The organism is Nonomuraea sp. NPDC000554, from assembly GCF_040300065.1.
GTDB lineage: Bacteria > Actinomycetota > Actinomycetes > Streptosporangiales > Streptosporangiaceae > Nonomuraea.
This window is the reverse complement of the sequence record NZ_JBEPDC010000001.1, coordinates 268,840-294,357: the sequence shown is the minus strand read 5'-3', so window position 1 is coordinate 294,357 and position 25,518 is coordinate 268,840. Positions and strand designations below refer to the sequence as shown.

The following is a 25,518-nucleotide window of genomic DNA, read 5'->3' as shown; positions in this document are numbered from 1 at the left end:
GCAAGGATGAGCTTGACCAGGATTCCCGGTGCACGGCACGTCTTGTCAGTGGGCCCGATTACTCTTGGGTCACTGTGAGAAAGCGAAGCACACGAACCCCAGAGGTGATGCGGTGAGCACGTTCGCCGCGTCCCACCTTTCGCCTTCCTACCCCGACCGCGCTGCCTGGGGCACCGCCCCCAAGCTGCGCGCCTGGCAGCAGCAGGCGTTCGACCTCTACTTCAGTCGGGAGCCCCGCGACTTCCTCACCGTGGCGACCCCGGGCGCCGGCAAGACCACCTACGCCCTGCGCATAGCCAGCGAGCTCCTGGCCAACGGGGTGATCAGAGCGATCACCGTCGTCACGCCCACCGAGCATCTCAAGCGCCAGTGGGCCGACGCGGCCGGCAGGGTCGGCATCAACATCGACCCCGAGTTCAAGAACAGCCAGGGGGCCACGTCCCGCGACTACGTGGGGGTCGCCGTCACCTACGCGCAGGTCGCCATGCACCCCGCCCTCCACAGGGCGCGCACCGAGGCCCGCAAGACGCTCGTCATCTTCGACGAGATCCACCACGCCGGCGACGCCAAGTCCTGGGGCGACGGCGTCCGCGAGGCGTTCGAGCCCGCCACCCGCAGGCTTCAGCTGACCGGCACCCCGTTCCGGTCCGACGACAATCCGATCCCGTTCGTCGCCTACGACGAGGACGCCGAGGGGTTCAAGCGCAGCGTCGCCGACTACTCCTACGGTTACGGCCCGGCCCTCGACGACGGCGTGGTGCGTCCCGTCATCTTCCTGGCGTATTCCGGCGAGATGAAGTGGCGCACCCGGGCGGGCGACGAGATCGCCGCCACCCTCGGCACGCCGCTGACGAAGGACCAGCTCTCGCAGGCGTGGCGGGCCGCCCTCGACCCGAAGGGCGACTGGATCCGCCAGGTCATGCAGGCGGCCGACCGGCGGCTGACGGAGGTGCGCCGGGGCGTCCCCGACGCGGGCGGGCTGGTCATCGCCACCGACCACGAGACCGCCCGCGCCTACGCCAGGCACCTGCGCAACATCACCGGAGAGGGCGCCACCGTGGTGCTCTCCGACGACCCGGGCGCGTCCAAGAAGATCAAGCAGTTCGCCGCGTCCCAGGACCGGTGGCTGGTGGCGGTCCGGATGGTGTCGGAAGGCGTCGACATCCCCCGGCTGTGCGTGGGCGTCTACGCCACCTCGACCTCGACGCCGCTGTTCTTCGCGCAGGCCGTCGGCCGGTTCGTGCGCGCTCGCAAGCGGGGCGAGATGGCCTCGGTCTTCCTTCCCTCGGTGCCGACCCTCATGGGCCTGGCCAACGAGATGGAGGTCGAGCGCGACCACGTCCTCAACCGCAAACCGCCGGAGGACGGCCTCGACGACAGCCTCCTGGAGCAGGCCAACCGCCAGAAGGACAACCCGGACGTCCTCGGCGACGAACTGCCGTTCGAGACGATGGAGACGTCGGCCACCTTCGACCGCGTCCTGTTCGACGGCGGCGAGTTCGGCACCGGGGCCGAGGTGGGCTCCGCGGAGGAGGAGGACTTCATCGGCCTCCCCGGTCTCCTGGAGCCCGACCAGGTCGCGACACTGCTCCGCAAACGGCAGTCCGACCAGCAGGCCGCCCGGCGCAAGCGCCCGGAGGAGGCGTCCGGCACCCAGTTGGCCCCGCACGAGCAGATCGCCGAGCTGCGCAAGGAGCTGAACGGGCTGGTCGGCGCCTGGAACCACCGCACGGGCCAGCCCCACGGTGTCATCCACTCGGAACTACGCCGGGCCTGCGGCGGCCCCCCGATCGCCCAGGCCACCACGGAGCAGATCCAGGACCGCATCAACACCATTCGCCGCTGGGCCACCCAACGACGTTGACCGCTCTCAGCTGACCGCCCTCAACGGGCGCGGGTGTGCCGCCCAAGCCCGGGCGGCAGGCCCCGCACGGTTCCGGCTGCCGGACGGGGCCGCGAGCGCCGGACCACCCGGGCGGTCGACGCTCATGGCGCCACACAGGAGGGTGGCGCCGTGACCCTCGGCCAGGTCGTACGACGCGAGCACCAGCGGATGGTCGGTGACGAGCTGGAGCAGGTCGGGCGGGGGCGGGTCAGCTCTTGGTGAAGGCCGGCAGGTCGGCGATGAAGTCCGTTGAACGCGCCCGCCAGCCCGTGCGGGGGCCCGGGTAGACGTTGAGGGTGGCGTCCTTGACGAGCCCGGCGGACTTGCGGGCCGAAGCCGCGATCGCTACGGGGTGGTGCTCGGCTGCGCGTGCGCCGGCTCGGCCGGGATGCGGTCGCCGGAACGTCCGTCGATCGCGACGTACCGGCCCTTTCCGGCGAGCTTCACCGGCACCACCAGGGACGCGGCGCCACCCGCGACGCTGACCGGGACGGTTCGCACCCCCGTGTGCTCGCCCTTGAGCGGGCCCTCGTGCACCCAGACCCGCAGCCTGCGGCCGTCCTGGCGCAGCACCACCTTGGCGGTCGCGCACTCGTCGGACGCGGCGGGCCAGGACAGGAGCAGGCCGTCGCGTGGCCCGTCGAGCCGGGCGCTCTCGGGCACCGGGGTGCGCACCTCGCACTGCGGGGTGGCGGGCAGGCCGTGCGCGACGATCTCCGGCGCGGGCTCCGCCGAGCCGGTGGGCTGAAGTGCCATGGTGGCCGCCTCCAGCAGCCCGAACGTCAGCACGGCCCCGACCCGCGCCGGATTCCTGCCGCGTACGAGGACCCACAGGGCGAGGGGCGCGAGCAACAACCAGGCCAGGCCGAGACAGAAGGCGAGCATGAAGAACCTCACACCGGACGGACGTATGTAGCTCTCTGTAGTACTTCGGCTTCGGAGAGCTTTTGCCGTCTTGGATATCACATCAACAGAACGTTGCGCAGTGCGTACTCTTCGCGATCAAGGACGCCGCGGGACCCGATCATCCCTGCGATGCCGTAGTGCGGGGCTACTCCCGGCGTCGTAGTCCGGTCGGTCGTTGGTCCCGGTGCGGTAGCGCAGATGACTCCGCTTGTAGGACGCCCCTGAACAGCAACTGGACGACGATTGCCGTCATGAGAACCCCAGGCGGCGTCATTGATCGTGAGAGGACGGGTGTCTTGAAGATCCGACTGATGGCATGTGCGAGCGTGGCCGTGCTGAGTGTCAGTGCGGGCCTGGTGACGGCGGTTCCCGCGCCCAACGAGGCGGGGGCCGTGCTGGCCGGCAGCACGAGCCCGTTGACCGGCTTCGATCCCGCAGGGCTGAAATCCGCCATGGACGGTGTCCACCGCGCGGGGATGCCGGGTGTGCACGCCGAGGTGCGCGATGCCGGCCAGGTATGGCGCGGCGCCTCCGGGGTCGCCGATGTCGGGACCGGCCGTCTCATCAGGCCCGACATGAGGCAGCGCGTCGGCAGCATCACCAAGACCTTCACCGCCGCCGCAATCTTGCAGCAGGTCGAGAAGGGGCGGATCCGGCTGGACGCGCCGATCGGCCGCTATCTGCCGCGGCTGGTGCCGGGCGAACGCGGCAAGAAGATCACGGTTCGGATGCTGCTCAACCACACCAGCGGCATCGCCGAGTACCTCCTCTCTGCGTTCCCGTCCCTCGAGAAGTACCCCTCTCTGCCGGATATTTCGCCCAAGAGCCTGGACGACAACCGGTTCAGGCATTTCCGCCCAGCTGAGCTGATCAAGATGGGGCTCTCGGCGCCCGCCGTGGGCAAGCCGGGAGGCTCGCCGGGGGTGTACTCCAACACCAATTACCTGCTCCTCGGCGAGCTCCTGGAGCAGGTGACCGGCACCACGGCCGAGAAGTACATCACCCGGAACGTCATCGAGCGCGCGGGGCTCCAGCACACCGCGTTTCCGGCCGGGCCGCGTATCAAGGGGCCGCACCCACGGATGTACGAGGCGTTCCACGGCTTGATCGACCCGCCGCGCGACTACAGCGTCTATGACATGTCCTGGGTGCGGACAGGGGCCGCTCTGGTGTCGACCATGGCGGATCTCAACCGCTTCTACGGCGCGCTGCTCGACGGCAAGATCGTCAAGAGGTCATCGCTGGCGCAGATGCAGCGCACGGTCCCGGTCTACGCCCAATCTGGGGAGAAGATCGACTACGGCCTCGGCCTGCTTGAGGTCAAGATCCCGGGTTGCGGCACCTTCTGGGGCCACGACGGCACGGTCTGGGGGGCCGCGACGGTGTCTCTGACCCGTGCCGACGGCAGGCGGCAGATGTCCGTCGCGATGAATCTCGTGCGGTGGAACAAGCTGGACTCTTCGGGTAAGCCACAGCACCACCCCATCGACGACGCGCTGTCGACCTTCAGGCAGCAAGCGCTGTGCGGCGACTGAAACGCCCATGTCAAGAACGCCTCGAGCGCAGAGGACTGAGTTGAGTAGACAATCAGCTGGCGGAAGCGTGGTCATCGAGTCGGGTGCCCGGCCGGGGATCATCCTCGCCGCGGTGGCCGTCGTGCAGTTCATGGTGTCGCTGGATCTGTCGGTCGTGAACGTCGGACTCCCGCAGATCGCCGTCGGCCTCGGCTTCAGCGCAGTGGGCCTGACCTGGGTGATCCACGCCTACGCGCTCACCTTCGGCGGGCTGCTCCTGCTGGGAGGCAAGGCCGCCGACCGGTACGGCCGCAGGCGGGTCCTGCTGCTCGGGCTCAGCCTGTTCGGCCTCGCCTCACTCGTCGGCGGCTTCGCCCAGGAACCCGGCCATCTTGTCGCCGCTCGTGCCGTACAGGGCATCGGGGCCGCGGCGCTGGCTCCGGCCGCGCTGGCGCTGCTGACCGCGACGTTCCCCACGGGCAGGGTCCGCGTCCGGGCCTTCGGAGTATGGAGCGCGATGAACGCCGCCGGGGGCGCCCTCGGCGTCCTGATCGGCGGCCTGCTCACTGAGTACGCCAGCTGGCGCTGGGTGATGTTCGTGAACGTGCCGATGGCCGCTTGCGCGCTGGCCATGGTCCGGCGAGTCGCCGCCGGCCCGCCCCCGGTTCGCGGCGGCCGTCCGGACGTCCTCGGTGCCGTCCTGGCCACGGCGGGCATGACCCTGCTGGTGTTCGGCGTCGTCCGCACCGAGCAGTACGCGTGGACCTCGCCGATCACCGTGACGACCCTGGCGGTCGCCGCCGCGCTGCTGGCCGCGTTCGTCCACGTCGAGCGGACCACCGCCCGTGAACCGCTGATCCGGCTCGGCCTGTTCGCCAACCGCTCGGTCGCCGGAGCGAACGCCTACAACCTCCTGGCCGGTGCCGCCATCGCCTCGGCCTTCTACTTCGTCTCCCTCTACCTGCAACGAGTGCTCGGGATCGGGCCGGCCCTGACCGGGATCGAGTTCCTGCCGTTCGCCCTCGGCGTGGTCGCCGGCTCCGTGCTCGCCGTCAAACTCGGCTACCGTCTCGCGCCGCGGACCCTGCTGGTCATCGGCGGACTGCTGACGGCGACCGGGTTGGCCTGGCTCGGCCTGATAAGCCCAGACGGCGCTTTCGCCACCGACGTCCTGGGGCCCTCGATCGTCACCAGCATCGGTTTCGGGCTCTGCCTCGGACCGGTCGTCTCCATCGCCACCACCGGCGTCGCGCCCCGCGAGACCGGCACCGCTTCGGGCCTGCTCAACAGTTCACGTCAGATCGGCGCCTCGCTCGGGCTGGCCGCCCTCGGCACCGTCGCGCACGACCGCACCGGCCAGGCCGTCACGCCCGAGGCCCTCAACGACGGGTACGCGCTCGGCCTGACGGTCAGTGCCGCGCTCCTGGTCGCCGCCGTCCTCATCGCCTTCACCGTCCTGCGCCGGACCAGCCCGCCATCACGGGCTGAGCAGAGCGATGACCGCGATTCGCTCCTCGTCCGGGATTGACCAGCGATCCACTCGTTGAAAGATCATCGCAGGAAGGCCGGTTCGCCATGACTGTCACCCCGATCGAGCTCCTCGCGTCCTTCATCCACCTTCACCAAGGCGGCAAGATCCACGCCGGGAGCAGAACAACGGACTCCGACCAGGACGGCTGGCAGCTGACGGCCTTCCACGCGAAGACCGACGCCGACGTCCACGCCGACCACTGGGAGGTTCACCCCGAGGCCGAGGAGGTCGTGTCCTGCCTCATCGGGAAGATACGCCTCTACCTCCGTCCGGAGCTGCCGGGGCAGGAGGAGGAAGAGATCAGGCTGGTGGCCGGAACCGCGGCCATCGTCCCGCGCGGGCGATGGCACCGCATCGAGCTGGACGTCCCCAGCAACATCATGGCCGTCACCCTGCCGCGTGGCAGCCGGTTGGAGAAGCGGGCCGAAGCCTAGGCCGGACTCCTGAAACCACGGGAACCGCCTAGCGGAGCACCGGGCTGCCCTGGAGGATGATCCTGGCCGCCTTCAGCTCTTCCAGGGCCGCTTTCGTGGTCTCGGGGGCCACGCCGGCCGTGAGCCCCAGGAGGACGCGGACGGCGAGGCCGTGCTTGGCGGCGTCCAGGGCGGTGGCCCGCACGCAGTGGTCGGTGGCGATGCCCACGATGTCCACCTCGCGCACGCCGTGCTCGTCGAGCCAGCCGGCCAGGGTGACGCCGTCTCCCGAGGAGCCCTCGAAGCCGCTGTAGGCCGCCGCGTGGGCGCCCTTGCTGAAGAACTCGTCGACCCCTGACACGTCGAAGGACGGGTGGAAGTCGGCGCCGGGGGTGCCGGCCACGCAGTGCTGGGGCCAGGTGCCGGCGAAGTCGGGGGTCTCGGAGAAGTGGGAGCCGGGGTCGACGTGGTAGTCGCGGGTCGCCACCACGTGGTCGTAGCCGTGCTCCGACAGGTGGCGGGTGATGGCGGCCGCCACCTCGGAACCGCCGGCCACGGGGAGGCTGCCTCCCTCGCAGAAGTCGTTCTGCACGTCCACGACGATCAGCGCGCTGCCCATACTGAGCACGATACGTCAGGCGAATTCCGTGGGGATCGCCGCGTACCCTCTGCCGAGGTGGAGCGCCTCCTGGGGGAGCCTGGCGACCGTCTCGGCGTGCCTGATGCGCGCCGCCGCCAGCGGTTCCCTGCCGACGACCTCGCCGTCGCGCACCAGCTCGTGCAGCAGGGGGATGCCGCCGTCCGGCACCAGACCGGAGGTGGTGATCAGCTCGGTGTCGAAGTGGCCGGACTCGTCCATCAGGCGGTAGGCCTGCTTGCGCCCGCCGCGCGAGGGCTTGCCGACCGAGCGCTTGGCCACCGGCTCCAGCGAGCCCGCCGCGGTCTCGCGCGCCACCAGCTTGTAGACCAGCGCCGCCGTCGGGACTCCCGAGCCCGTCACCAGCGAGGTGCCGACGCCGTACCCGTCGACGGGGGCGGCTGCGAGCGCGGCGATGGCGTACTCGTCCAGGTCGGACGTGACCAGGATGCGGGTGTTGAACGCGCCCAGCGCGTCGAGCTGCTCGCGGACGTCCTGCGCCGCAGCCCCCAGGTCGCCCGAGTCGATGCGGACCGCCCCCAGCTTGGACCCGACCAGCTCGACCGCGGTGCGCACCGCCTCGGCCACGTCGTAGGTGTCGACCAGCAGCGTCGTCTCGGGGCCGAGCGAGGCGATCTGGGCCTCGAACGCCTCCTGCTCGGAGTCGTGCAGCAGGGTGAACGCGTGCGCCGCCGTACCGGCCGTGGGCACGCCGTAGACGTGTCCGGCCATCAGGTTGGACGTCGAGGCGAAACCGGCGAGGTAGGCGGCTCGGGCGCTGGCGACGGCCGCCCGCTCGTGCGTGCGGCGCGAGCCCATCTCGATGATCGGACGGGTGCCCGCCGCGTTGGACATCCGCGAGGCGGTGGACGCGATCGCGCAGTCGTGGTTCATTATCGACAGGATCAGCGTCTCCAGCAGCACGGCCTCGGCGAAGCTGCCCTCCACCACCATGATCGGGGAGGCCGGGAAGTACACGTCGCCCTCGCGGTAGCCGTAAATGCTCCCCGAGAACCGGTAGTCGGCGAGGAACGCCAGGGTCGACTCGTCGACCACGTGGTTCTCCCGCAAGAAGGTGAGCTCCTCGTCACCGAAACGGAAATGTTCCAGTTCGTCGAGGACACGTCCCACGCCGGCGACAACCCCGTAACGCCGTCCACCAGGCAGATGCCGGGCGAACACCTCGAAGACCGCGCGCCTTTGGGCGGCGCCGCTCCGCAGCGCCGCCTGCAACATCGTCAGCTCATAGTGATCTGTGAGCAACGCAGTGCTCATGGTCATTGTCACAAGTCGAAGACTACGGCCGAGGTAGGGCAGGATGGTGAATGTGGGTAGCACCGCTCCAATCGCCGTCGAGCGTCCGTCCTCGGACGTCCGGCCCGATCTGCCATGGGTGACAATCGTCTGGAACGACCCGGTCAACCTGATGTCCTATGTGACCTATGTCTTCCAGACCGTCTTCGGCTACACGCGCGAGAAGGCGGAGAAACTCATGCTGGACGTCCACCACAAGGGCAAGGCCGTCGTGTCCAGCGGCACCCGTGAAGAGATGGAACGCGATGTGCAGATTCTTCACTCCTACGGCCTGTGGGCGACGGTCCAGCCGGACTCGATCAAGTGAGGCGGCGCGGGTGAGTTCGGGGTTCTCGGCCAGGAGCGGCGGCGGTGTCATCGCGGAGTTCGAGGCGGCGGAGGTGTCGATCCTGCGCTCGCTGGTCAGCCAGGTCCTCGGCCTGGTGGCTCCCGGCGAGACCAGCGACGACCCGCTGGAGCGCGCCCTCGGCATCGGCGACGCCCGCACGCCGTCCGACCCGGTGCTCGCGCGCCTGTTCCCGTCGGCCTACCAGGATCCGGAGGAGGCGGCGGAGTTCCGCCGCTACACGGAGGCGACGCTGCGCGACGGCAAGCGCGCCGACGCCCAGACCATGCTCGACACCGCCGAGCCCGGTCGCAGGGAGCTCACGCCCGAGCAGGCGCAGGCGTGGCTGCGCGCGCTCAACGACGTGCGGCTGGCGCTCGGCACCAAGCTGGAGGTGACCGAGGAGATCCACGACGTGATCGCCACGATGTCCGAGGACGACCCCCGCTACCCGGCCTACGTCACCTACGACTGGCTCACCTTCCTCCAGGACAGCCTGGTTCGCGCCCTCTGGTAGCTTCCGGGCATGCTGACGATCGCGCAGGAACTGGTTGACAAGATCGTGGCCCATGCCCGGGCCGACCACCCTGACGAGGCGTGCGGTGTGATCGCCGGCCGCGACGGCGTGCCCGAGCGGTTCATCCCGATGGAGAACGCCGAACGCTCGCCCACGTTCTACCGCTTCGACTCGCTGGAGCAGCTCCGTGTCTGGCGCGAGATGGACGACCGCGACGAGGAGCCCGTCGTGATCTACCACTCGCACACGGCGACCGAGGCCTACCCCTCGCGCACCGACATCACCTACGCCTCCGAGCCGAACGCCCACTACGTCCTGGTGTCGACCAGGGACGAGGACAAGGTGGAGTTCCGCTCCTACCGGATCCTCGATGGGGCGGTCATGGAGGAGGAGGTAAGGTTTCTCCCATGATGGTCCGGCCGGTGCAGAGCTTCCTCTTCGCGCACACCCCGGCCGTTGTCGTCTACGACTGTCGCTGAGCTGGAATCCACAGCCAGCCGTCGGCGTTGCCGCCGATGGGACGACCCGACCTGAGGAGACTGACCGCGATGGCCATCGAGGTTCGCATTCCGACCATCCTGCGTAACTACACCGACGGCGCCAAGTCCGTCGACGCCGAGGGCGCCACCCTCGACGAGCTCATCAGCAACCTTGAGTCCCGCCATCCGGGCCTCAAGGACCGCCTGGTCGACCAGGGCGCCCTGCGCCGCTTCGTCAACGTGTACCTGAACGACGAGGACGTGCGCTTCCTCGGCGGCCTCGGCACTCCGGTGTCCGACGGTGACACGGTGACCGTGCTGCCTGCCGTCGCCGGCGGGTGACATGCGCTTCGAATCGTTGATCGACTCGGTCGGCCGCACGCCGCTCGTGGGCCTGCCTCGCCTGTCGCCGTCCGCGGACGTGCGGCTCTGGGCGAAGCTGGAGGACCGCAACCCGACCGGATCGATCAAGGACAGGCCCGCGCTCTGGATGGTGCAGCAGGCGGAGAAGGACGGCCTGCTCACGCCCGGCTGCACGATCCTGGAGCCCACCAGCGGCAACACCGGCATCTCGCTGGCGATGTCGGCCAAGCTCAAGGGCTACAAGCTGATCTGCGTGATGCCGGAGAACACCTCGGAGGAGCGCAGGCAGCTGCTGCGCATGTGGGGCGCCGAGATCATCTCGTCGCCCGCCGCGGGCGGTTCGAACGAGGCCGTGCGGGTCGCCAAGGAGCTCGCGGCGCAGAACCCGTCCTGGGTGATGCTGTACCAGTACGGCAACCCGGCGAACTGGCGCTCCCACTACGAGACGACCGGCCCGGAGATCCTCGCGGACCTGCCGACGGTCACCCATTTCGTCGCCGGGCTCGGCACCACGGGCACCCTGATGGGCGTCGGCCGGTTCCTGCGCGAGCGCGTCCCCGAGGTGCGGATCGTGGCCGCCGAGCCGCGTTACGGCGAGCTGGTGTACGGCCTGCGCAACGTCGACGAGGGCTTCGTCCCCGAGCTGTACGACGAGTCGGTGCTCACCACGCGCTTCTCCGTCGGCTCCGCCGACGCCCTGCGCCGCACCCGCGAGCTGCTGGCGTCCGAGGGGATCTTCGCGGGCGTCTCCACCGGCGCCGCCCTGCACGCCGCCCTCGGGATGGCGAGCAAGGCCGTCAAGGCGGGGGAGCGCGCCGACATCGTCTTCGTGGTGGCCGACGGCGGCTGGAAGTACCTGTCCACCGGCGCCTACGAGGGCACCCTGGACGAGGCCGAGGAGAGGCTCGAAGGCCAGCTCTGGGCCTGAGGCTTCGCGGCTGGGCCAGGGCCGGGAACGAATCGGGCGGCCGGCATGTCGCCGGCCGCCCGCTCGGGTCAGACGGAGCCGCCAGGCCCCTCGCGCTCGGTCAGTTGAACAGCACCCGCAGCGAGAACGTCGCCTCGCTCTCGGACGTCTTGCCGCTCAGGCCGACCGCCCGGAGCACCTGGGCGTTGGCCTTGTCGTCGCCCTCCATGCTCTGCAGGTAGTACTTCTCCACCTTGTCCAGGTCCACGTACAGGCCGAAGGTGGCGTTCCCCGCGTCGGGGATGGCGGTCTGGAAGGTCTCGCTGTCGCCGAGGTTGCCGTCCTCCGACAGCTTCTTGGCGTACTCGTCGGTGGTGGCGACGGTGAACGTGCCGTCGCCCTTGATCTTGGCGAGCTTCGGCGCCTGCTGGCCGCCTGACGTCAGGGCCTGCTCGATCTTGTCGGCCACCGTCTGGGCCTTGGCCGGGTCGGTGACGATCCGGACGCCGCCCTTGATCTGGTTGCCGTCGAGGCCCTCGCTGTCGACCGCGAGGGTCAGGTTCTTGCCGAAGAGCGTCGCCAGGTCGTCGGGAAGCTGGAGGCCGAGGTTGGTCTTGGCCTGGTCGATGAAGGACTTGACCTCCGGCGACGCGGCCGCCGACTGCTCCACCTCGGCCCACTTCTTGGTGATGACCTGGTCCAGGCCCGAGATGGACAGCGCGCCCGCGGTCGAGCCCGGCAGCGTGGCCAGGTTGGTGGTGGGCACGTCGCCGTCCGTCAGACCCTCGCCGCCCCTGATCACGCCGGCCAGTTCGGCGTAGGCGCTGTCGAAGCGGAGGGCGCCGGTGAACCTGGCGTTCTTGACCTGCTCCAGGGCCTTGGCCTCCTGGGGGGTCATGCCGCTCTTGGCCAGCTTGCCGATCTCGCCGAGATGCGTCCAGAACGACATGACGCCCTGCTCGCCGAGCGCGTTCAGGTCGTCGCTGAACTCGGCGTTCTGGGCCAGGCTGCCGCTTTCGGCGGCGTACTTGTCGGCCTTCGCCTGCTCGCTGGTGATGAGCGCGTAGTCGTCGCGGAAGGCGAGGCCGTACTTGTCCTTGCCCATCAGCTTGGCGATGCCGGCCTTGGCCTGCTCCTCGTCCTTCACCTGGACGGCGAGCGCGTAGTCCGGCTCCTCACCGCCCGACGGGACCACCGCCACGCCGATCCTGCTGCCCAGCCACGGGTCGACGTCCTTGGCGAAGTCGATCTTGGCGAGGTCCTCGTCGCCGTCCTTCTTGATCGCCTCGAACAGTGCCTGGCGCGGGTCGTCGCCCTTGAAGACGTCCTTGGTGGCCGTGAACTTCTGGGCGATCTGGAACAGCGCGAGCTTCTGGTTGGCCGCGGGGTCCAGGTCGAAGCGGACGTAGGCGACCGAGTTGGGAGGGAGCACCTCGTGCGGCTGCGTGCCGCCGCCGCCGATCGCGCCGACCGCCCACACGGCGCCGCCACCGAGCAGGACCACGGCCAGCGCGGCGGCGATGGCGATGATCCAGCTCTTGCGGCCCTTCTTGGCGGGCTCGGCGGGCCCGAAACCGTCGGGGCCCTGCTGCTGCCAGCCGGACTGCCCGTACTGCTCCTGCTGGCCGTAGGAGGGCTGCTGCTGCCCGTACGCGGGCTGCTGGCCGTAGGGCTGCTGTCCGTACTGCGGCTGGCCGTACGGCTGCCCCTGGGGCTGCTGGCCGTAGGACGCCTGCTGCCCGTATGGCGCCTGCTGCCCGTACGAGGCGGAGCCCTGCTGCCCGTACTGCTGCTGGCCGTACGGGGGCTGCTGGGGCGGGTACGGCTGGCCGTGAGACGCCGGGTTCTCTGGCGGCTGTTCCTGGTTCCAGCGGTACGCCGTGGTCCGGTTGGGATCCTGGCCGCCTGGGGGATTATTCGCAGACATCACTCAACTCACAATGTGGACTTTTGACCACAAAGAAGGTAGCTGATGTTGCTAGACAGGCGCTTGCAATGTACTGAAGTCGGATTTAGGCGCGGGTAAGGGTATTACGGGTGGTGCTGATGTGAACCTCGCCACCGCTGTAGTCGATGACGTCCGTCCACGGGACGAACGTGCAGCCCACGTAGAACACCCGGGCCAGGAGCTCGGCCAGCCAGCCGAGGCTGCCCTGGCGATCGCCCGTCAACCGGCGCAGGAGCGGACCGCGCCTGCCGGAGACGACCAGCCCGCAGATCGTCTGGGCCTGCTGCAGCTCGCCCTTGTTCTTGATGACCCGGATGTCCACGACCTGGCCGACCCAGACCCCGTTGGAGTCCCAGACCGACTGCCCCAGCAGCTCTGTGACGTTTCCCATGATCGAACTTTCTCACCGGGAGTCCGTTTCCGCAGGTAGGCGCGCTGATGGGCGAATGTCGTAGAGTGTGAGGCTACTAGAATATAGTTCCGGCTTTGAGGCAGGGCGGATGACCAAGTTCGACGAGGCCACGCAGGCGATCCGGGTCGACGAGGGCACCTACGACGTCTGCCTCGACCCCGGATACGCGATCGGCGGCCCGCTCAACGGCGGCTACCTGCTGGCCGTGCTCCTGCGCGCCGCGGTGGACGCCTCGCCGTTCGAGCACCCGGTGACCACGTCCGCGCAGTTCCTGAAGGCGCCCGTCGCGGGCCCCGCCCAGGTGCGGGTCGAGCACCTCAGGGCGGGCAGGACCGCCGCCTTCGCCAGGGCCACGCTGGTCCAGGACGGCGTGGCGCAGATCGAGAGCCTGGTCACGACGGCCACGCTGCACGACGTCGAACCCGTATACGCCGATGAATCGGCCTTCGTCATGCCACGTCCTGAAGACTGCGTGAAGCTGCCCAATCCCAAGCCCGAGTCCAACATGACGCTGAACGCCCAGCTGGAGCTGCTGTTCGACCCGCCCACCATCGGCTGGCTGACGGGCACGCCGACCGGCAGGCCGGAGTCGCGCGCCTACTTCCGGATGGCCGAACCGCAGGACCCCGACCCGTACGTGCTGGCCCTGGCCGTGGACGCCCTCCCGCCCGTCGTGTTCTCCGCGGGCGCCCGCGGCTGGGCCCCCACCGTGGACCTCACCTGGCACCTGCGCGCCCTGCCCGCTCCCGGCCTGCTCACCCTGATCGGCGCCGGCCGCCTGGTCTCCGACGGCTGGTTCGACGAGGAGGTCGAGGTCCGCGACTCAACCGGCAGGCTCGTCGCCCAGTCACGCCAGCTCGCCCGCGTGGGACGCGGCTGACGACGCGCAGTGTGAGGATTCTTACGCAGAGAAGATCCCGCAGGTCGCCTACCCTCTAGAACTGTGCCGGACGCGAGTATTGGGATCTTCGACAGTGGAGTGGGCGGTCTGACGGTCGCGAGAGCGATCATCGACCAGCTCCCGCACGAGTCCATCACCTACGTGGCCGACACGGCCCGACAGCCCTACGGGCCGAAACGCATCGCCGAGGTGCGCGCCTACGCGCTGGAGGTGATGGACCACCTCGTCGAGCACGGCGTCAAACTGCTCGTGATCGCCTGCAACAGCGCCAGCGCCGCCGTGCTGCGCGACGCCCGCGAGCGGTACGACGTGCCGGTCGTCGAGGTGATCCAGCCGGCCACCCGGCGCGCGGTGCGCGCCACCCGCACCGGCAGGGTCGGGGTGATCGCCACGCGCGCCACCATCGACTCGATGGCGTACCACGACGCCTTCACCGCGGCCCCCGACGTGCGACTCACCGGCGTGGCCGCCCCACGCCTGGTGGAGTACGTCGAACGAGGAGAGACGACGAGCGACGAGCTCATCGAGGTCGTGCGCGGCTACCTGGAACCCATCCGGGCCGCCTCCTGCGACACGCTCATCCTCGGCTGCACCCACTACCCGCTGCTCACCGGCGCGATCTCGTACGTCGCGGGCGACGGGGTGACGCTGGTCTCCAGCGCCGACGAGACGGCCAAGGACGTCTATCGGATCCTGCACGACCGCGACCTGGCGGCGCGGAACGGAGCCACCCCCCGGCACCGCTTCCTCGCCACCGGCGACTCCACGCTCTTCGCCCAGCTCGGGCGGCGATTCCTCGGCCCGGAGATCGACGCGGTCGAAGTCGCACCTTTGGGGGGTAGTACCTGGAACGGAGGCCCACATGAAGGTGACCATCGTCGGCTGCTCGGGTAGCTTTCCCGGCCCCGACAGCCCCGCGTCCTGCTATCTCCTGGAATCGGAGGGGTTCAGGCTGCTGCTCGACTTCGGCAACGGCTCCCTAGGAGCGCTCCAGCGTCACGCCGGCCTCTACGACATCGACGCCGTCTGCCTGTCGCACCTGCACGCCGACCACTGCCTGGACATCTGCGGCTACCACGTGGCCCGCACGTACGGGCCCGACGCGCCGTACCCGAAGGTGCCCGTCTACGCCCCCGCCGACGCGCCCCGTCGGCTGGCGGCCGCGTACGGCATGCCGGACGAGCCCGGCCTGGAAAGCGCCTTCGACTTCGTCGCGCTCGCGCCGGGCAGCTTCGAGATCGGGCCGTTCACCCTGACCGCGGGCCTGGTGAACCATCCCGTCGAGGCGTACGGCTTCCGCGTCGCCGACCGCGGACGGGTGCTGGCCTACTCCGGCGACACCGGCGAGTCGTCCGAGCTGGTGCGGCTGGCCAAGGGCGCCGACCTGCTGCTGTGCGAGGCGTCCTTCCTCGACAGACCCGGCCTGCCCGCGGACCTGCACCTGACCGGCCGCCAGGCCGCCGAGCACGCAGCCAGGGCCGACGTCGGCAGGCTGGTGCTCACCCACCTGGTGCCCTGGAACGACCAGAACAAGGTCATGGACGAGGCGGCGACCGGCGGCTACCAGGGGCCGATCGAGCTGGCCAGGAGCGGCGCCACCTACGACTTGGCCTGAGCCTCGGTGAAGTCGCGCAGGCGCGGCAGCCGTGAGAAGAGCAGCGGCAGGAAGGAGAGGAGACGGCAGGCCATGAACAGCCACAGCGCCTGCCGGACCCCGATCTGCTGGGCCACCAGCCCCCCGAGCAGCGCCCCCACGGTCAGCGTGCCGTAGACCACGAACCGCACCGTGGCGTTGACCCGGGCGAGCATGTGGCTGGGGGCCACCAGCTGGCGGTAGGTGATCTGGCCGACGTTGTAGAGGATCGCCCCCCACGAGAGCGCGATCGAGGCGATGGTGAAGAACGCCACCCGCCAGTCGGGCTGCGTCATCGGCAGCAGCAGGCCGAAGGGCGAGCTGAGGGTGATGGCCAGGAACGTCACCCGTGCCGTCCCGTACCGCTTGAACAGGAAGCTCCCGGTGGCGCCGCCGAGCAGGCCGCCCACGGCGCCGGACATGAGCAGCACGCCGATCACGCCCGGCGACAGCTCGACCACGTCGGCCAGGAACAGCACTGACAGGGCGAGCACCGCGCTGACGCATAAGTTCGTGGCCGCCGTGGTCGCGACGATCATCCGTAACAGCCGGTCCGACCAGATGAACGCGAACCCCTCGCCGATGCCCTTGACCAGACCGGACCGCTCCACTTCGCCGGGCGGCGCGTCAGGGGTCTTGATCCTGCTCAGGAAGAGCACCGAGCCGAGCGACGCCAGAGCGGTCGCCAGCAGCGTGCACGGGGCGCCGACCACCTGCACGAGCAGGCCGCCGAGGCTGGGCCCCGCCAGCGCGCCGCCGGAGCGCACGAACTCCAGCTTGGCGTTGCCGTCGCCCAGGTTCTCCCGGCTGACCAGTTCGGGCGTGTAGGTCTGGTCGGCCACGTCGTTGAAGACCTGCGCGGTGCCGGCCAGCAGCGCGATCGCGAACATCATGGGGATCGACAGCAGCCCGAGCGCGTAGGCCAGCGGAATGCTGCCCAGCAGGACGAACCGGATCAGGTCCGAGGTCAGCATGACGCGTCGCTTGCGCATCCGGTCGACCCAGACTCCGGCGGGCAGCCCGATCACCAGGAACGCGACCGTCTGCAGTGCGGAGAGGGTTCCCAGCTCGAGGGGGGAGGCGTGCAGGACGAGCACGGCAACCAGAGGGAGCGAGACACGTGCGACATTGGCACCGAGCTCGTTCGCCACGTGGGAGCTGAGGAACCGGAGAAAGTCAGGGTTTCGCAACACCCCCATTGTCATTGCGTAAGGATCTATGTGTCGGACACTTTCGGTCAAGAGTGTTACGGCACGGAGATAGGGTGAACTGCATGTCTCGACAGGATGGCCGCAACCCCGACCAGCTCCGCCCGATCACCATCACCAGGAACTGGCTGGCCCATGCAGAAGGATCCGTCCTGGTCGAGTTCGGCGGCACCCGCGTGCTGTGCGCGGCCTCCGTCCAGGACAGCGTGCCGCGCTGGCGCAGAGGCAGCGGCCAGGGGTGGGTCACCGCCGAGTACGCGATGCTGCCGAGGGCGACCAACACCCGCAACGACCGCGAGTCGGTGCGCGGCAAGATCGGCGGGCGCACGCACGAGATCTCCCGGCTGATCGGGCGCTCGCTGCGCGCCTGCGTCGACTACAAGGCGCTGGGCGAGAACTCGGTGCTGCTCGACTGCGACGTCCTGCAGGCCGACGGCGGCACCCGCACCGCGGCCATCACCGGCGCCTACGTGGCGCTGGCCGACGCGGTCGCGTGGATGCGCGAGCGCAAGATGTGCCCCGGCGACCCGTTGGTCGGCTCCGTCGCGGCCGTCTCGGTCGGCGTGGTCGGCTCGGTGCCGATGCTCGACCTCTGTTACACCGAGGACGTCTCCGCCGAGACCGACATGAACGTGGTGATGACCGGCGACGGCAGCTTCGTCGAGGTGCAGGGCACCGCCGAGGGCGCCCCCTTCGACCGCGACCTGCTCAACCGGCTCCTCGACCTGGCCGCGGCCGGTTGCGAGGAGCTCACGCTGATCCAACAGGAGTCCCTGAGCGCATGAAGATCGTGCTGGCCACGCGCAACGCGGGCAAGATCGCTGAACTCCGCCGCATCCTGTCCGGCTTCGACATCGTCGGCCTGGAGGAGTTCCCCGCCATCGGCGAGGTGGCCGAGACCGGCGTCACGTTCGAGGAGAACGCGCTGCTCAAGGCGCACGCGGTCGCGCAGGGGGCGGGCCTGCCCGCGGTGGCCGACGACTCCGGCCTCTGCGTGGACGTGCTGAACGGCATGCCCGGCGTGTTCTCGGCCCGCTGGTCCGGGCGGCACGGCGACGACCAGGCCAACCTGGAGCTGCTGCTGGCGCAGGTGTCCGACGTGCCCGCCGAGAAGCTGACGGCCCACTTCGCCTGCGCCGCCGCACTGGCCCTGCCGTCGGGCGAGTCACGCGTCGTGGAAGGCGCTCTCAGCGGGCGGCTCATCACCACACCGCGCGGCACCAACGGGTTCGGCTACGACCCCGTCCTGGTGCCCGACGGCGAGACGCGCACCATGGCGGAGCTGTCGCCCGAGGAGAAGGACGCCATCAGCCACCGGGGGCGGGCCTTCCGCGCTCTCGCGCCGGTCGTCCGCGGCCTGCTGGCCTCGTAAGCACCCACGTAACCACTCACGTAACCACTCACGTAACCACTCACGTAACCACTCACGTAACCACCGTGTAAGAACCGGCCCGCACGCGGGGGCGTAGCGTCTGTTGCGTGCAGAGAAACGTGGTCGTGCCGGTCTGGGCCGGTGCGCTGGTGGGCCTGGTGGCCGGGGGCGTCGCGCTGGGCGTGGCGGAGTTGGTGGCCGGGCTGGTCGGGCCCGAGACGTTTCCCGTCGTGGCCGTCGGCGACGCGTTCGTCGACCTGACGCCGGCGTGGCTGAAAGAGTTCGCGATCGAGAACTTCGGCGAGAACGACAAGACCGTCCTCGTCGGCGGGGTGCTCGCGGTGCTCGCCCTGATCGCGGCCGTGATCGGCGTCCTGGCCAGGCGGCGGCCAGGCTACGGGTGGGCCGGGCTCGGCCTGTTCGGCGTCGTGGGCGTGCTCGCCGTGCTGACCAGGCCGGGCGCCGGGGTCGTCGACGCGCTTCCCACGGCGGTGGGCGTCCTGGCCGGTGGGTGGGCGCTCGGCCGGCTGATGCGGAGGGCTGCTGTGCCGGGCACCGGCGACACCGGTCCCGGGCGGCCCGCCGTGCCGAGTGGCGGCGAGACGACTCCCGAGTCGCGTGCTGTGCCGGGCGAAGGCGCGACCGGCCCCGAGCGGCCCGCCGTCATGCGGGCCGGGGGTGAGCCGTACGCGTTCGATCGGCGGCGGTTGCTGACCGGGGTCGCCGGCGGCGTGGCGGTCGCCGGGGTGGGGGCCGTCGTCGGGCAGATGCTGGGCGGGCGGAAGATGATCGACGCCGCCAGGACCCGGCTCGCGCTGCCCGCCCCCGCGTACCCCGCCAAACCGCTGCCCGCCGGGGCGGACCTCCGGATCAACGGCCTGTCACCCTTCATCACGAAAAATCGGGACTTCTACCGGGTCGATACCGCGCTGATCGTCCCGCAGGTCGATCCGAGGCAGTGGAAGCTGCGCATCCACGGCCTGGTGGACCGGCCCGTCGAGATCACCTACGACGACCTGCTCAGGCGTCCCCTCACCGAGTCCTACGTGACGCTGACCTGCGTCTCCAACGAGGTCGGCGGCCCGTACGCGGGCAACGCGCGCTGGCTGGGCGTGCGGATGGCCGACGTGCTGCGTGAGGTGGGCATCAGGTCCGACGCCGACATGCTGCTGTCCACCTCGGCCGACGGCTTCACCTGCGGCACCCCGCTGGACGTCGTGACGGACGGCCGCGACGCGCTGTTCGCCATCGCGATGAACGGCGAGGCGCTGCCCGTCGAGCACGGCTTCCCCGTCCGGCAGGTGGTGCCCGGCCTGTACGGGTACGTCTCGGCCACCAAGTGGGTCACGGACATCAAGGTGACCAGGTTCGACCAGGACGAGGCCTACTGGACACCCCGGGGCTGGGCGGCCAAGGGGCCGATCAAGACCCAGTCCCGCATCGACCTGCCGAGGCCGGGCGCCTCCGTGCCGGCCGGACGTACCACCGTGGCCGGGGTGGCGTGGGCGCAGCACACCGGCGTCGACGCGGTGGAGGTGCGCGTCGACCGGGGGGAGTGGCGGCAGGCGCGGCTGGCTCAGGTTCCGGGCCCCGACACCTGGCGGCAGTGGTCGTACGACTGGGACGCGTCCCCCGGGAAACACACGATCCAGGTGCGGGCGACCGACGCGCACGGCCGCACACAGACCGAGCAGCAGGCCCCACCCGCGCCCGACGGCGCGACCGGGTGGCACACCGTTGAGTTGACAGTGACGTGAGCCCGCCCAGGGCCACCCGGTGCGCGCCGTCGAGGTGACGTGAGACCACCCGCCCAGGGCCGTCCGGTCGCGCTGTGGAGGCGACCGTGACGTGCGGCCGTCCGCCCAGGATCTCCGTGTTTGCCCTGGTACGGCGGCCAGTTTGCCGCGCGAACATTCCTGACTGCCCCTCCCGGCCACGGCCGCGCCTCTACGATCGGTCGTCAAGCACGACAGGAGGCAGGACGTGTCCCGCGACCGCAAGCCCAGCGTCCGGTGGGTCCTTCCCGAAGGGCATTACGACCCGGTCGTGGGCGAGGGGGTGAGGTGGCGCGACTACGAACGCGCCGCCGAGCACACCCCACCGCCCTCGAGGGAACTCCCACCGGCCGACTCCTCAGCGAACGACTCCACGACCGAAGCTCCGACAAGGGCTTCCGCGACGAGCGACGGCCTCGGAGACCCTCAGGCAAGAGATTCCTCAGCAACCGACAGCCTCGAAGACACCTCACCGAGGAGCGCCTCGACGGTGGGCACCTCTAGGGGGACCGCTGCGGCGGGGAGCGCCTCGGCAAGCGACGGCATGGACGGTGCTCTGGCGAGGGGGACCTCGGTGAGCGGCCTTCCGGCCGGTGCGGCGAGAGCTTTCGCCGCGAGGGATGGCTCTGAGACCGGTGTGACCAGGCGCGTTCCGATAGGGGATGGCTTTGAGACCGGTAGGGCGAGACGCCTTCCTGTGGGGGATGGCTCTGAGGCCCGTGTGACCAGGCGCCTTCCGACGGGGGGTGGTTTTGAGACCGGTGGGGTGAGACGCTTTCCGGCGGGTGACGGCATTGACGACGGCCCTCCAGACAGCCGTTCGGCGAGTGCCGCCCTTCCGACTGCGAGGGCGAGGGAATTCCCGGTGGGCGGTGACCCCGAGGCCGCTGCGGGGAGAGGTCTTTCGGCGAGCGACGGTCGTCAAGAGGCTCCGGTAGGAGAGAGCCTTGGGGGCGACGAGCACAAGGAGAGGCCGGTGGGCGGTTCGCCGGTCCGCGCTTCGACGGGCGGCGTTGGCGCCGACGGCACGCTCACAGGCGCACCCGCGATCGAGCCTGCGAGCGCACTCCCGGCAGAGCGACTTGACGGACTCCCCGCGGCCGGACTTCCGGCGGAGGGGCTTGGCGGGCTCCCCGCGGCCGGACTTCCGGCGGAGGGACTTGGCGGACTCAGGGCGGGCGCACTTCCGGCGGACAGACATTCGGCGGAGGGGCTCGACGGGCTTTCGGCGGCCGGGCCCACAGCAGGCGGACCTGCGGCGGCCGCATCAGCAGGAGGCGGGCCTTCAGCAGGCGGGCCCATGGGAGGCGGACTTACGGCGGCTGGGGCGGCGGGAGGCGGGCTTTCGGCAGCTGGGTCGGTGGGAGGCCTGCTTGCGGCAGGCGGGCTCATGGGGGGTGGGCTTGCGCCGGGAAGTGAACATTCTGCAGGCGGACCCGTGGCGGGCGGGCTTCCGCCGACCGGTCAGCGTGGCGCGCGGGCCGGGCGAGCCTCCGGCGCCGTCCCGCTCGGCGCTGTCCCAGCCGGTACGGTGCCGCCCGGTACGGCGCTGCCCGGTGCTGCGCCCGCCAGTACGGTGCCGCCTGGTGGTGCGCCTGCCGGTACGGCGCTGCCCGGTGCTGGGCCGGTTGGTGCGGCGCTGCCTGGTGCTTCGTCTGTGGGTATGGCGCTCGGTGGTGGGCCTGTCAGTGCGGTGCCGTCCGGTGGTGCGCCTGCGGGTACGGTCTTGCCTGGTGCTGTCTCCGCCGGGACGGTGCCGCCTGGCTTCCCTGCCGGGGCGGTCACCGCTGGGGCAGTCCCGGCAGGTGTCGTGGACGGGGAGGCCGGGGCGTGGGGTGCTGTTCGGCAGGTGGGGTTTGCCGGGCATGACTGGTTCGACCGGCCGCATCGGCCGCCCCGGCTCGCCGACAGCCGACCGTACGGCCTGCCCGGCGGGCTGGCGGAGCCGGAGGCGCAGGTTGAGCAGGACCTCGCTCTCGCAGTGCCCCCCAGAACCCGCTTCCCGGACCCGCGCGGCACCTGGGTCAGGCTGATCAACGGTGGCGGGCCTGCCGACGACCCGTTCCGGGCGTCCAACGCGGCCGACTGCGCGCTGGCCGTGGTCTCGACGTGGCACGGCGAACCGGCCGCCGCCGCGCCGAGGCTGCGCGAGTACGACCGGATCGGCAGGCCCCTGCTCACCCCCGAGGTCGGTGGCGTGTCCAGGATGGAACGGTGGATCGGCCAGCGCTTCCAGTACGCGGGCAAGGGACGGCACGCCTACCCGATGGTGGCGCGGAGGCTGCTGGAGGCCGGTCACGGGGCGGCGGCGGTGATCGTGGTGCGCTGGCCGGGAGGCGGGGCGCACGCGTGGAACGCCGTCAACTCCAACGGCGAGGTGATCTGGATCGACGCGCAGCGCGGCCATATGGCCGTCGAACCGCCGTACACCACGGTGACCGGCGTGTTCTGCGTCATCGTCGACAGACAGGGGCACCCCCGATGAACCTCGACCAGGCCAGGGCGGTGGCGGAGGAGTACTTCAACGGGGTCCGCCCCGCGCACGAGGCCGTCTGCGTGGGGATCTACAGGTTCAGCGAAGGCTACGTTGCCTGGGTCAGGGAGACGGATTCCGAAGATCCGGTGGTGCTGCCCAGGGAGGTCGGCGGCGGCTGCATCGTGATCGACAGGGCCACTGGAGAAGTGGTGAACCGTCCGCTCCTCGACCCGGAAACGGTCGCCGAACTGTGGCCGGGCCGCACCCCCCGCTGACCGGGGGACAGACGCGCCGGCCGCGTCGGCTTGGAATCGTGCGGTGAGGAGCCGGTGCCCGGGCCGACTGCCGGGCGGTACGGGTACTGCGGCCGGGCGTTGCCCCCCTTGAACGCCCGGCCGGGAGGTGCGGGGCCGCGGGGATGCAACTCGCCGTTGCGGCCCCGCACGGTCTCTATCCCGATTTATCGACCTTTATCGGGTCGCGGGGGTATCTATCCGGTAGCTAGTGAGCCGACGATCGAGGCGCGGGCCGCGCGGCGGGCCGGCAGTACCGCCGCGAGCACTCCCGCCAGCCCCGACAGCACCACGAACAGGGCGATCTGCAACACCGGCGCCGAGAACACGGCGTCCGTCACCATCGCCCGCATCGCCGCCCACGCGTACGCGCTGCCGAGCACCACGCCGACCAGCGCCCCGATGAGCCCGAGCACCAGCGCCTCCAGCGAGAGCATCCGCCGCAGCTGCGGCCTGGTCAGCCCGAGCGCCCGCAGCAGCGCCGACTCCCTGGTCCGCTCGTGCACCGACAGCGAAAGCGTGTTCGCGATGCCGAGCAGCGAGATGAGGATCGCCAGCCCCAGCAGCCCGGTGATGATCATGAGCAGCATGTCCAGCGTCTCGTCGAACTGGCCGCGCACCTCGGTCGAGCTGCTCACCTGGACCGCCGGGTAGGCGGCAGCCGCCGCGTCCACGACCTTGCGGGCCTGCTCGGCCGGCACGCCGTCCCGGATGTTCACCATCACCCGAGCGTCCGGCAGCGTCCCGAAGTACTCGTCGAACTGTCGCTCGCCGACGGTCAGCGCCGCCAGCGGCGCGTTCTCGCCGGTGAAGACGGCGGCGACCGTCAGCGTGACGGTGCCGGCCTTGGTGGTGCGCACCGGCAGCGTGTCACCCACCCGCACGCCGAGCCGCTCGGCCGCGTAGTCGGCCACCGCCACCTGCCCGGAGCCGAGAGCGCTCATGGACCCCGTCGTGACCTGCGGCTTGATCGGGCCCTTGAACGTGCCGACCTCGTACCGTCCCTTGTCGAGCTTGACCTCGGTGCCGCGGATCTGCACCACCGAGGCCAGCTCGGGCCGGGCCCGCAGCCCGTCGCCGACGGTGCGGGGGATGGCGGCCTCACCGGACTGCGTGACGAGCGCGTAGTCGACGGGGAACTGGCGGTCCAGCTTGGCGTCCATGGTCACCCGCATGGACGCGGTGATCACCGAGATCAGCGTCATCAGGGTCACGCCGACGGTCAGCGCCACGGTCGTGGTGGCGGCGCGCCTGGGATTGCGTCCGGAGTTGTCGACGGCCAGCCGTCCCGGCACGCCGAACAGCCTGCGGGGCAGCCACCCGACCAGCGCGCTCAGCGGCTTGACCAGCACCGGCCCGAGGATCAGCACCGCCAGGAAGGTCAGCGCGCCGCCGCCCATGACGACGAGCAGAGAGGTCTGCTCGCCCGGCTTCATGACCAGCGCGCCGACCGCGGCCGCCCCCAGCCCGGCCAGCACGAAGAGCGCGGCGAACACCGCGCGCAGCGCGCCCGTGCGGAACGTCTGCTCCTCCACCTGCGTGCGCAGCGCCGCCATCGGCGCGACCCTGGTCGCGGTGCGCGCGGGCAGCAGCGCCGCCCCCACCGTCACCGCCAGGCCCAGGACGAGGCCGATCACGACCGTCGCCGGGGCCAGCGTGACGGCGGCGTCCGTCGGCAGCGGGACGTCCAGCGAGCCCAGCACCAGCATCGTGAGCGCCCCTAGGCCGTACCCCGCCAGCAGGCCGAGCACCGAGGAGAGCAGCCCCACCACCAGTGACTCGATCAGGACCGAGCCGAACACCTGCCCGCGGGTGGCCCCGATGCAGCGCAGCAGCGCCATCTCCCGGGTGCGCTGGGCGATCAGGATGTTGAACGTGTTGTAGATGACCAGCGCGGCCACCAGCATCGCCACCAGGCCGAACAGCAGCAGCCCGATCGACAGCGTCTCGACCTCGACACCGGCTGCCGAGGCCAGGCTGTCGGCCAGTTCGGCGCCGGTCTTGACGACGGCCCCGCCGCCCACGGCCGCCGTCACGGCCTGCTTGAGCCGCGCCGGGTCGGCGCCCGCGACGTCGATCTCGTGGTAGCCCTTCGCGCCGGTCATGCGCTGCGCGGTGGCGGTGGTGAAGCCGAGCGCGCCGGTGTAGGCGAGCTCCTGGTCCACACCGGGGTCGAAGAGTCCGACGAGCTTGAACGGGTGCTTGCCCTGCTTGGCGTCGAGCACCGTGATCGTGTCGCCGACGTGGAAGCCCTGGGCCTTGGCGGTGTTCTTGTCGAGCACCGCCGCCTGGTCGTCGGACCCGGGCCCGGTGCCGCTGACGATCGAGGTGCGGTTCAGCGGCCCCGTGACGACGGAGACCGCCGTCGTCGGGGTGTACCTCCCGACCACCTTGCCGTCCTTGCCCAGCAGCGGCGCGGGGCCGCGCACGAGGCCCCGCGCGTCGGTGACCCCCGGTACCGCGCGCACCCGCTCCAGCGTGGCCTCCGGCAGCACCGCGTCGGACTTGCCGGATTCGGCGTTCTTCGCCAGGACGGCGACGGCGACCTTGTCCGCCTCCGCCGTGACCCGCTGCGAGAACCCGGCCTTGATGGTGTCGGTCAGCACGAAGGTGCCCGCGATGAAGCCCACGCCCAGCGTGATGGCCAGGGACGTGAGCAGCAGCCTCAACGTGTGCGCGCGCAGCCCGGCCAGTGCCGTCTTCAGCACC

Annotated in this window: 24 protein-coding genes; 17 read left to right on the top strand and 7 right to left on the bottom strand. The window is 70.6% G+C overall.

Features of this window, described 5'->3' with window-relative positions; all coding sequences use genetic code 11:
* The first annotated feature begins 112 nt into the window (after positions 1–112).
* The gene (locus tag ABT294_RS01575; RefSeq protein ID WP_350802765.1) at positions 113–1,864 is read left to right on the top strand and encodes a DEAD/DEAH box helicase; all 1,752 of its coding nucleotides are present in this window, start codon (positions 113–115) and stop codon (positions 1,862–1,864) included.
* A 366-nt stretch (positions 1,865–2,230) separates the two neighbouring features.
* On the opposite strand, the gene ABT294_RS01570 is transcribed toward ABT294_RS01575, so the two are convergent.
* A complete protein-coding gene (locus ABT294_RS01570; RefSeq protein ID WP_350802764.1) occupies positions 2,231–2,770 on the bottom strand; it encodes a hypothetical protein in 540 nt (179 codons plus the stop codon).
* A 347-nt stretch (positions 2,771–3,117) separates the two neighbouring features.
* Here ABT294_RS01570 and ABT294_RS01565 point away from each other — a divergent pair, with 347 nt between their 5' ends.
* From ABT294_RS01565 to ABT294_RS01555, 3 genes are all read left to right on the top strand, one after another.
* Complete coding sequence (locus tag ABT294_RS01565; protein ID WP_350802763.1) at positions 3,118–4,326, top strand: serine hydrolase domain-containing protein; 1,209 nt, start codon at positions 3,118–3,120, stop codon at positions 4,324–4,326.
* A 67-nt stretch (positions 4,327–4,393) separates the two neighbouring features.
* Positions 4,394–5,833, top strand: a complete 1,440-nt coding sequence (locus ABT294_RS01560; protein ID WP_350802762.1) for an MFS transporter — start codon at positions 4,394–4,396, stop codon at positions 5,831–5,833.
* A gap of 47 nt (positions 5,834–5,880) precedes the next feature.
* Positions 5,881–6,270: a cupin gene (locus ABT294_RS01555; protein ID WP_350802761.1), complete on the top strand. Its 390-nt coding sequence runs from the start codon at positions 5,881–5,883 to the stop codon at positions 6,268–6,270.
* Between the two features lie 28 nt (positions 6,271–6,298).
* On the opposite strand, the gene ABT294_RS01550 is transcribed toward ABT294_RS01555, so the two are convergent.
* A complete protein-coding gene (locus tag ABT294_RS01550; protein ID WP_350802760.1) occupies positions 6,299–6,868 on the bottom strand; it encodes a nicotinamidase in 570 nt (189 codons plus the stop codon).
* 15 nt (positions 6,869–6,883) lie between these two features.
* Positions 6,884–8,167, bottom strand: a complete 1,284-nt coding sequence (locus ABT294_RS01545) for a nicotinate phosphoribosyltransferase (protein WP_350802759.1) — start codon at positions 8,165–8,167, stop codon at positions 6,884–6,886.
* Between the two features lie 37 nt (positions 8,168–8,204).
* Here ABT294_RS01545 and clpS point away from each other — a divergent pair, with 37 nt between their 5' ends.
* The 5 genes from clpS to ABT294_RS01520 all read left to right on the top strand — a co-directional run bounded on the left by clpS (position 8,205) and on the right by ABT294_RS01520 (position 10,812).
* Entirely contained in the window at positions 8,205–8,507 is a 303-nt protein-coding gene (gene clpS / locus ABT294_RS01540; RefSeq protein ID WP_301309461.1) for an ATP-dependent Clp protease adapter ClpS, read from the top strand.
* A 10-nt stretch (positions 8,508–8,517) separates the two neighbouring features.
* Positions 8,518–9,042, top strand: coding sequence for a DUF2017 domain-containing protein (locus tag ABT294_RS01535; RefSeq protein ID WP_350802758.1), 525 nt, complete (start codon positions 8,518–8,520; stop codon positions 9,040–9,042).
* 9 nt (positions 9,043–9,051) lie between these two features.
* Positions 9,052–9,453, top strand: coding sequence for a M67 family metallopeptidase (locus tag ABT294_RS01530; RefSeq protein ID WP_350802757.1), 402 nt, complete (start codon positions 9,052–9,054; stop codon positions 9,451–9,453).
* 137 nt (positions 9,454–9,590) lie between these two features.
* Positions 9,591–9,863: a MoaD/ThiS family protein gene (locus tag ABT294_RS01525; protein WP_350802756.1), complete on the top strand. Its 273-nt coding sequence runs from the start codon at positions 9,591–9,593 to the stop codon at positions 9,861–9,863.
* Position 9,864: 1 nt separating this feature from the next.
* A complete protein-coding gene (locus tag ABT294_RS01520) occupies positions 9,865–10,812 on the top strand; it encodes a PLP-dependent cysteine synthase family protein (protein ID WP_350802754.1) in 948 nt (315 codons plus the stop codon).
* A gap of 100 nt (positions 10,813–10,912) precedes the next feature.
* On the opposite strand, the gene ABT294_RS01515 is transcribed toward ABT294_RS01520, so the two are convergent.
* Both ABT294_RS01515 and ABT294_RS01510 read right to left on the bottom strand, forming a co-directional pair.
* Complete coding sequence (locus ABT294_RS01515; protein WP_350802753.1) at positions 10,913–12,718, bottom strand: DUF3352 domain-containing protein; 1,806 nt, start codon at positions 12,716–12,718, stop codon at positions 10,913–10,915.
* Positions 12,719–12,803: 85 nt separating this feature from the next.
* On the bottom strand, positions 12,804–13,130 hold the full coding sequence (locus tag ABT294_RS01510) for a hypothetical protein (RefSeq protein WP_350802752.1): 327 nt from the start codon (positions 13,128–13,130) through the stop codon (positions 12,804–12,806).
* 109 nt (positions 13,131–13,239) lie between these two features.
* Here ABT294_RS01510 and ABT294_RS01505 point away from each other — a divergent pair, with 109 nt between their 5' ends.
* The 3 genes from ABT294_RS01505 (at position 13,240) to ABT294_RS01495 (ending at position 15,667) form a co-directional block, all read left to right on the top strand.
* Positions 13,240–14,031 (top strand): thioesterase family protein, encoded by a 792-nt coding sequence (locus ABT294_RS01505; protein WP_350802750.1) that lies wholly within the window; start codon positions 13,240–13,242, stop codon positions 14,029–14,031.
* Positions 14,032–14,094: 63 nt separating this feature from the next.
* On the top strand, positions 14,095–14,946 hold the full coding sequence (gene murI, locus ABT294_RS01500) for a glutamate racemase (protein ID WP_350802748.1): 852 nt from the start codon (positions 14,095–14,097) through the stop codon (positions 14,944–14,946).
* On the top strand, positions 14,915–15,667 hold the full coding sequence (locus tag ABT294_RS01495) for an MBL fold metallo-hydrolase (RefSeq protein ID WP_350802747.1): 753 nt from the start codon (positions 14,915–14,917) through the stop codon (positions 15,665–15,667). Before murI ends, ABT294_RS01495 begins: the two co-directional genes overlap by 32 nt.
* Here ABT294_RS01495 and ABT294_RS01490 read toward each other — a convergent pair.
* Complete coding sequence (locus tag ABT294_RS01490; protein ID WP_350802746.1) at positions 15,652–16,875, bottom strand: MFS transporter; 1,224 nt, start codon at positions 16,873–16,875, stop codon at positions 15,652–15,654. The genes ABT294_RS01495 and ABT294_RS01490 overlap by 16 nt on opposite strands.
* Positions 16,876–16,958: 83 nt before the next feature.
* On the opposite strand from ABT294_RS01490, the gene rph reads away from it, so the two are divergent.
* From rph to ABT294_RS01465, 5 genes are all read left to right on the top strand, one after another.
* Positions 16,959–17,678, top strand: a complete 720-nt coding sequence (gene rph / locus ABT294_RS01485; RefSeq protein WP_350802744.1) for a ribonuclease PH — start codon at positions 16,959–16,961, stop codon at positions 17,676–17,678.
* Positions 17,675–18,265, top strand: coding sequence for an RdgB/HAM1 family non-canonical purine NTP pyrophosphatase (gene rdgB, locus ABT294_RS01480; RefSeq protein ID WP_350802742.1), 591 nt, complete (start codon positions 17,675–17,677; stop codon positions 18,263–18,265). The genes rph and rdgB overlap by 4 nt, the downstream gene beginning before the upstream one ends.
* 107 nt (positions 18,266–18,372) lie before the next feature.
* Positions 18,373–20,022 carry a molybdopterin-dependent oxidoreductase gene (locus ABT294_RS01475; protein ID WP_350802739.1) on the top strand — a complete coding sequence of 550 codons (1,650 nt, stop codon included), beginning with the start codon at positions 18,373–18,375 and terminating at the stop codon, positions 20,020–20,022.
* A 1,828-nt stretch (positions 20,023–21,850) separates the two neighbouring features.
* The gene (locus tag ABT294_RS01470) at positions 21,851–22,525 is read left to right on the top strand and encodes a toxin glutamine deamidase domain-containing protein (protein WP_350802738.1); all 675 of its coding nucleotides are present in this window, start codon (positions 21,851–21,853) and stop codon (positions 22,523–22,525) included.
* On the top strand, positions 22,522–22,791 hold the full coding sequence (locus ABT294_RS01465; RefSeq protein ID WP_350802737.1) for an SUKH-4 family immunity protein: 270 nt from the start codon (positions 22,522–22,524) through the stop codon (positions 22,789–22,791). Before ABT294_RS01470 ends, ABT294_RS01465 begins: the two co-directional genes overlap by 4 nt.
* Before the next feature lie 215 nt (positions 22,792–23,006).
* Here ABT294_RS01465 and ABT294_RS01460 read toward each other — a convergent pair whose 3' ends face one another.
* The gene (locus ABT294_RS01460) at positions 23,007–25,517 is read right to left on the bottom strand and encodes an ABC transporter permease (protein WP_350802735.1); all 2,511 of its coding nucleotides are present in this window, start codon (positions 25,515–25,517) and stop codon (positions 23,007–23,009) included.
* Between the last annotated feature and the right edge of the window lies 1 nt (position 25,518).